The 7,117-nt window shown below is 65.0% G+C and carries 7 protein-coding genes; 5 read left to right on the top strand and 2 right to left on the bottom strand.

What is annotated here, in order from left to right; all coding sequences use genetic code 11:
* On the bottom strand, positions 1-402 hold a 402-nt coding region (locus VMJ11_RS13235; protein WP_325619855.1), incomplete at its 3' end, for a rod shape-determining protein.
* A gap of 429 nt (positions 403-831) precedes the next feature.
* Here VMJ11_RS13235 and gatC point away from each other — a divergent pair.
* The 5 genes from gatC (at position 832) to VMJ11_RS13210 (ending at position 6,174) form a co-directional block, all read left to right on the top strand.
* The gene (gene gatC / locus VMJ11_RS13230; protein WP_325619854.1) at positions 832-1,131 is read left to right on the top strand and encodes an Asp-tRNA(Asn)/Glu-tRNA(Gln) amidotransferase subunit GatC; all 300 of its coding nucleotides are present in this window, start codon (positions 832-834) and stop codon (positions 1,129-1,131) included.
* Positions 1,132-1,345: 214 nt separating this feature from the next.
* Positions 1,346-2,836, top strand: a complete 1,491-nt coding sequence (gatA, locus tag VMJ11_RS13225; protein ID WP_325619853.1) for an Asp-tRNA(Asn)/Glu-tRNA(Gln) amidotransferase subunit GatA — start codon at positions 1,346-1,348, stop codon at positions 2,834-2,836.
* Positions 2,837-2,838: 2 nt separating this feature from the next.
* Positions 2,839-4,314: an Asp-tRNA(Asn)/Glu-tRNA(Gln) amidotransferase subunit GatB gene (gene gatB / locus VMJ11_RS13220; RefSeq protein ID WP_325619852.1), complete on the top strand. Its 1,476-nt coding sequence runs from the start codon at positions 2,839-2,841 to the stop codon at positions 4,312-4,314.
* 162 nt (positions 4,315-4,476) lie between these two features.
* Positions 4,477-5,313, top strand: a complete 837-nt coding sequence (locus VMJ11_RS13215; RefSeq protein ID WP_325619851.1) for a PPK2 family polyphosphate kinase — start codon at positions 4,477-4,479, stop codon at positions 5,311-5,313.
* Positions 5,314-5,394: 81 nt separating this feature from the next.
* Complete coding sequence (locus tag VMJ11_RS13210) at positions 5,395-6,174, top strand: exodeoxyribonuclease III (protein WP_325619850.1); 780 nt, start codon at positions 5,395-5,397, stop codon at positions 6,172-6,174.
* Between the two features lie 39 nt (positions 6,175-6,213).
* Here VMJ11_RS13210 and VMJ11_RS13205 read toward each other — a convergent pair.
* The coding region (locus VMJ11_RS13205) for a M48 family metallopeptidase (RefSeq protein WP_325619849.1) at positions 6,214-7,117 on the bottom strand (904 nt) is incomplete at its 5' end.

Below are 7,117 nucleotides of genomic sequence, written 5' to 3'. Positions count from 1 at the left end.
CGCGCCGTGCGCGGCTTCCTTGATCGCGCGGCGCTCGACCTGGGTCGAGCCGCACGGCACGCAGATGATGATGCGCGGCGACGGCGAGAACATGCGCGACTCGTGCGCCGTCTTGATGAACTGCTTGATCATCTGCTCGGTCACGGTGAAGTCGGCGATCACGCCGTCCTTCATCGGGCGGATGGCTTCGATGTTGCCCGGCACCTTGCCGAGCATTTGCTTGGCCTCCTTGCCGACCGCCTGGATCGTCTTCTTGCCGTTCGGGCCGCCTTCCTGGCGGATGGAAACCACTGAGGGTTCGTCGAGGACGATGCCCTTGCCGCGCATGTAGATCAGGGTGTTGGCGGTGCCGAGGTCGATCGCCAGGTCGTTGGAGAAGTAGCTACGCAGAAAACCGAACATTCAAAAATCCTGTCTCGCTTGTGGCCGACCTTCGAGCTTCTGGGGCGAGGGCGGCAGCGGAAAAATTAACAGCTTCAGGGGGCGCGACGCGCCGCCCCGTGAACACCTCAAGCACCTCGAGAGCACTGCGGAGGCGTCGCAAGGGGCGCCACGAGGGGCCTGAGACTGCGGGGATGGTCACCGGAGGCAGCCTGGCTCTCGCGCCGTCTGGCCGCAACGTGCTGCGTACAGAACTGAAAGGCGGGTGCAAGGCGGTCCGGGTTTGGGTCGAACGCGTAATGATACCTTATAATTTTGCCTGTTTTGCAGGATCCGGAGGTCTGTTTTTGACCTCATCGAAGCTTTCCTCCAGAGGCGGATCCGGCGCAATAAACCGCTGTTGCAGCACCGATTTTCCATACTGCCGCAGCTTCTTTTTCCGGTGACCGCATGGCTCTGACCCTGAACGATGTGAAGCGCATCGCGCATCTCGCGCGCCTCGAACTGGCCGACGCCGAAGCCGGCAATACGCTCGAACGCCTGAATGACTTCTTCGGCCTCGTCGAGCAGATGCAGGCCGTCGACACGACCGGCATCGCACCGCTCGCGCACCCAATCGAGCAGATCGAGGATGTCGCGCTGCGCCTGCGCGAGGACGCCGTGACCGAAATCGTGGATCGCGGCGCGCTGCAACGCCCCGCGCCGGCGGTACAGGACGGACTTTACCTCGTACCGCGCGTGATTGAGTAAGCGCGTAGCATTTTTTCGCCATTTTCGAAATCCTTCGAGTCGTCGGAACAGTTCGAAAAGGCACGGACTCCCGAGTTTTCCGGGCGCGGCCCCTCAGGTTCGGCCATTGGTTTGACCCCCGGGTCTGGCCACGGGTTTGAGCAAATCGGCCCCGCGCTTTCGGAACGGCGAATCGATTTCGACCACGCCGTGACGTTCTTCCAGGAATCACGCAATGCATGACAAAAGCTTGACCGAACTGCGCGCCGCGCTGGCTGCCAAGGAGTGCTCCGCAGTCGAACTGGCCCAGCACTTTCTGGGCCGCATCGAGGCACATCGAGATCTGAACGCTTTCGTCGACGTCAATCCCGATTTGACGCTCGCCCAGGCGAAGGCCGCCGACGCGCTTCTGCACTCGGGCCACGCAGGCCCGCTCGCGGGCATTCCGCTCGCGCACAAGGACGTGTTCGTCACGCGCGGCTGGCGCTCGACCGCCGGCTCGAAGATGCTCGAGAACTACGTGAGCCCGTTCGACGCGACCGTCGTCGAGCGGCTCGAACGCGCGGGCATGGTCTGCCTCGGCAAGACCAACATGGACGAATTCGCGATGGGCTCGTCCAACGAGAACTCGCACTTCGGCGCCGTGAAGAACCCGTGGGACAAGAAGGCCGTGCCGGGCGGCTCGTCGGGCGGCTCGGCCGCGGCCGTGGCCGCGCGCCTCGCGCCCGCGGCCACCGGCACCGACACCGGCGGCTCGATTCGCCAGCCGGCGTCGTTCTCGGGCGTGACCGGCATCAAGCCCACGTACGGCCGCGTGTCGCGCTACGGCATGATCGCGTTTGCCTCGTCGCTCGACCAGGGCGGCCCGTTCGCGCAGAACGCCACCGATTGCGCGCTGCTGCTCAACGCCATGGGCGGCTTCGACGAGCGCGACTCGACGAGCCTCACGCACGAGCACGAGGACTACACGCGCTTTCTCGGTCAGAGCTGGAGTGCGGACGCCTCCGCCGACAAGCCGCTCGCGGGCCTGCGCATCGGTCTGCCGAAAGAGTACTTCGGCGAGGGACTCGCCGACGAAGTGCGCGCGGCCATCGACGCCGCGCTCAAGGTGTACGAGTCGCTCGGCGCGACGCTCGTGGAGGTCACGCTGCCGAAGACGGAGCTCTCGATTCCCGTGTACTACGTGATCGCTCCGGCGGAAGCCTCGTCGAACCTCTCGCGCTTCGACGGCGTGCGCTACGGCCACCGCGCGGCCGAATACCGCGACCTGCTCGACATGTACAAGAAGTCGCGCGCCGAGGGCTTCGGCCCCGAGGTGAAGCGCCGCATTCTGGTGGGCACGTATGTGCTCTCGCACGGCTACTACGACGCGTACTACCTGCAGGCGCAGAAGATCCGCCGCATCATCGCGCAGGACTTCCAGCATGCGTTCGAGAAGTGCGACGTCATCATGGGGCCGGTCGCACCGAGCGTGGCCTGGGACATCGGCGCGAAGGGCGACGACCCGCTGCAGATGTACCTCGCGGACATCTACACGCTGTCCACGAGCCTCGCGGGCCTGCCCGGCATGAGCGTGCCGTGCGGCTTCGGCGCGGGAGCGAACGCGCAGCGACCCGTCGGTCTGCAGATCGTCGGCAACTATTTCAACGAGGCCCGCATGCTGCAGGTCGCTGACGCCTTCCAGCGCGCGACCGACTGGCATCGCAAGGCGCCGGCAGGAGTGTGAGCATGGCAGCACAATGGGAAGTCGTTATCGGTCTCGAGACGCACGCGCAATTGTCGACGGCGTCGAAGATCTTCTCGGGCGCATCGACGCAGTTCGGCGCCGCGCCCAACACGCAGGCCTGCCCCGTCGATCTCGCGCTGCCGGGCGTGCTGCCGGTGATGAATCGCGGCGCCGTTGAGCGCGCAATCCAGTTCGGCCTCGCCATCAACGCGACGATCGCGCCGCGCAGCATCTTCGCGCGCAAGAATTACTTCTACCCCGATCTGCCGAAGGGCTATCAGATCAGCCAGTACGAGATTCCGGTCGTGCAGGGCGGTCAGATCACGATCCAGGTTCCGGCCAACGAGAAGGCCGGCAAGGAAGCGTACGAGAAAACCGTCAACCTCACGCGCGCGCACCTCGAAGAAGATGCGGGCAAGTCGCTGCACGAAGACTTCGCGGGCATGACGGGCATCGACCTGAACCGCGCGGGCACGCCCTTGCTCGAAATCGTCACCGAGCCTGAAATGCGCAGCGCGGCGGAAGCGGTCGCGTACGCGAAGGCGCTGCATACGCTCGTCGTGTGGCTCGGCATCTGCGACGGCAACATGCAAGAAGGGTCGTTCCGCTGCGACGCGAACGTTTCGGTGCGTCCGGTCGGCCAGAAGGAATTCGGCACGCGCGCCGAGATCAAGAACCTGAACTCGTTCCGCTTCCTCGAAGAAGCGATCCAGTACGAAGTGCGCCGCCAGATCGAGCTGATCGAGGACGGCGGCACCGTCGTGCAGGAAACGCGCCTCTACGACCCGGACAAGCGCGAGACGCGCTCGATGCGCAGCAAGGAAGACGCGCACGACTACCGCTACTTCCCCGACCCCGACCTGATGCCGCTCGTGATCGAAGCAGCATGGGTCGAGCGTGTGAAGGGCGAAATGCCCGAACTGCCCGAGACGATGCAAAAGCGCTTTGTCGAGCAGTATGGCGTGACGCCGTACGACGCGAACGGGCTCACGTCCTCGAAGGCGATGGCTGCATACTTCGAAGCGGTCGTGGCGAAGGCGGGCGGGGCCCAGGCGAAGGCCGCCGCGAACTGGCTGATGGGCGAAGTCTCGTCGCAGCTGAACCGCGAAGGGCTCGAAATCGACGCTTCGCCGGTCTCGGCTGCGCAGCTCGCGCTGCTGCTCGCACGCATCGCCGACGGTACGATCTCGAACAAGATCGCCAAGGAAGTGTTCCAGGCGATGTGGGACGAGAAGGCGACCGACGAAGCCGCCGCTGACCGCCTCATCGAGTCGAAGGGCCTCAAGCAGATCTCCGACACCGGCGCGCTCGAAGCGATCATCGACGAGGTGCTCGCCGCGAACCAGAAGTCGGTCGAGGAATTCCGCGCGGGCAAGGAAAAGGCGTTCAACGCGCTGATCGGCCAGGCGATGAAGGCCACGAAGGGCAAGGCGAACCCGCAGCAAGTCAACGAACTGCTGAAGAAGAAACTGGGCTGATCCCGCTTTGTTCGGGCATGCTTGCGAGGCGGCGTCGTGCGTGGCAGTGCGGCGCCGCTTCGTCGCTTCAGGCGCCGCCTCGCCGCTTTCGGCGCTTGGCGGCCGCTTGCCGGCTTCACCGCCGTTGAAGCAGTCGTATCCATGAAAGGAGGAGCGCAGCGCATGGCAAAGACCCCGAGTCTCGACGATTACCGCGTGCCGTATTTCAGCGACAAGAAGGCGGAAAAGTTCTCGCTCGATACGATCGACCCCGCGGCGAAACCGTTCACGGCCGGCAGCAAGGACGGCGACCGCGATCGTCTCTCCGAGATCGGCAACAAGCTCGACGTGCTGCAGGAGCGTCTGCATGCGCAGCGCCACCACCGCGTGCTGCTCGTGCTGCAGGGCATGGACACGAGCGGCAAGGACGGCACGATACGCGGGGTGTTTCACGAAGTCGATCCGCTCGGCTTGCGCATCGTGGCGTTTCGCGCGCCCACACCCATCGAGGCGTCGCACGACTTTCTCTGGCGCGTGCACATGCAGGTGCCCGGGGCGGGCGAGCTGGCCATCTTCAATCGCAGCCACTACGAAGACGTGCTCGTGCCGCGCGTGACGGGGCAGATCGACCCGGCCGAGTGCGAGCGCCGCTACCGGCAGATCCGCGAATTCGAGTCGCTGCTCGCCGAAAGCGGCACGACGGTCATCAAGTGCATGCTGCACATCTCGAAGGACGAGCAGAAGAACCGCATCCAGGCGCGCATCGACGATCCCACCAGGCACTGGAAGTTCGACGTATCGGATCTCGATGCGCGCAGGCAATGGGACGCGTATCAGAGCGCCTATCGCGACGCGCTCGCGGCTACATCGACCGAATACGCGCCGTGGTACGTGATTCCCGCCGATTCGAAGACGCACCGCAACCTGATGGTGGCCGAACTGCTGCTGCGGCTGATGGAAAACCTGAAGCTCGAATATCCGCCGGCCAAGGCCGAGCTCAAGGGTCTGAAGATCGAGTAAGACCGACCGTACCTCCTCGCGCCGTGAAGTGCCGTCAGGCGCCGCGGCGCGAGGCAACGCAAATCAAGAGGAAAAGAAGACATGTTGCGTGTGATCACCGCGAATCTCAACGGCATCCGCTCGGCGGCGAAGAAGGGCTTTTTCGAATGGTTCGGAGAACAGAAGGCCGACGTGCTCTGCGTGCAGGAAATCAAATGCTCGCAGGACGACATGACGCCCGAATTCCTCGCGCCGCACGACTTCACGGGCTATTTCCAGCACGCGGTGAAGAAGGGCTATAGCGGCGCGGGCGTCTACACGCGCCACGAGCCCGACGACGTCATCATCGGATTCGGCAGCGCCGAGTTCGACCCCGAAGGGCGCTACGTGGAAACGCGCTACGGCAAGCTCTCCGTAATTTCGGTGTACGTACCTTCGGGTTCGAGCGGCGACGAGCGCCAGGCCGCGAAGTACCGCTTCATGGACGAATTCATGCCGCATCTCGAGGAACTGAAGCGCGAGCGCGAAGTGATCGTGTGCGGCGACGTGAACATCGTCCACAAGGAAATCGACATCAAGAACTGGAAGGGCAACCAGAAGAACTCCGGCTGCCTGCCCGAAGAGCGCGCGTGGCTCACGAAGCTCTTCGACGGCGTGGGTTACGTAGACGTGTTCCGCACGCTCGACCCGCGCCCCGAGCAGTACACGTGGTGGAGCAACCGCGGCCAGGCGTACGCGAAGAACGTGGGCTGGCGTATCGACTATCAGATCGCGACGCCCGGCATCGCGCACAAGGCGAAGCGCACGTCGATCTTCAAGGACATCAAGTTCAGCGATCACGCGCCGCTGACCATCGACTACGACTACAAGATGAAGGGTTGAGCGCGCGCGGCGGCGCGCCCTGAGCCCGGCTCGCCCGGCTCAGGGGCCGGCCAGCTTGCGCCGCTGCGACACCGGGATGCCTTCGTAGTCGGGCAGCGAAGCGAGCGGCTTGCCGATCGCCTTCGCGTAGAGCGGCAACATGTCGGCGAGGCGCTTGGCGATGTCGGCGCGCCGCGCGGCCGAATACGGGTGCACGTAGATGAAGCCCTGGTCGCGATCCGCGCGCGTCGCGACCGCGAGCTTGTCCCAGAGCGTGAGGGCAGCGCGCGGGTCGAAGCCCGCGCGCGCGGCGATGTCGCTGCCGATCACGTCGGCCTCGGTTTCGTCGGCGCGGCCGTAGTGCATTTCCACGAGCTGCGAGCCGATGCCGAGCGGAAACACGCCGAGATCCGCGAGGCCGAAGAGTTGCGGCACGCTGCCCGACTCGATCTGCGCTTCCTCCTGCTCGCCCAGGCGCTCGCGCACGTGCTCACGCACCGCATGCGCGATCTCGTGGCCGAGCAGCATGCCGAATTCGTTGTCGTTGAGCTTCACGCGGTCGAGCATGCCGCCGTACACGACGATCTTGCCGCCCGGCAGGCAGTACATGCGAATATCGGTCGAGCGGACCACCGCGACCTCCCACTTCCAGCTCTTGACGCGATCGCTCCACTTCACCGCGTAAGGTGCGAGCCGATCGACGAATGCACGCACGCGCTGCACGTGCGGATCGCTTTCGGCGTAGAGGCGGTTCGAGTGCGCGGCGCCACGGACGATCTCGTTGAACTCGGCGGTGGCCTGCGCTTCGAGCATCGGCGAAGGAATCAGGTTGCGATAGACCGCGGCATTGCCGAAGCGCACCACGCGGCCGGTGGCCGGCGCGCTGGTGGCTACGTTGCCCGAGGTGGCGTTCGCGGGTACGCCGCTGCTCGCACCACCGGTCGCAGCACTGCTTGCGGCGCCG

This window comes from Paraburkholderia sp. (genome assembly GCF_035501035.1).
Taxonomy (GTDB): Bacteria; Pseudomonadota; Gammaproteobacteria; order Burkholderiales; family Burkholderiaceae; genus Paraburkholderia.
The sequence above is the reverse complement of the archived record's forward strand: the minus strand, read 5'-3'. Positions and strand labels throughout refer to the sequence as shown.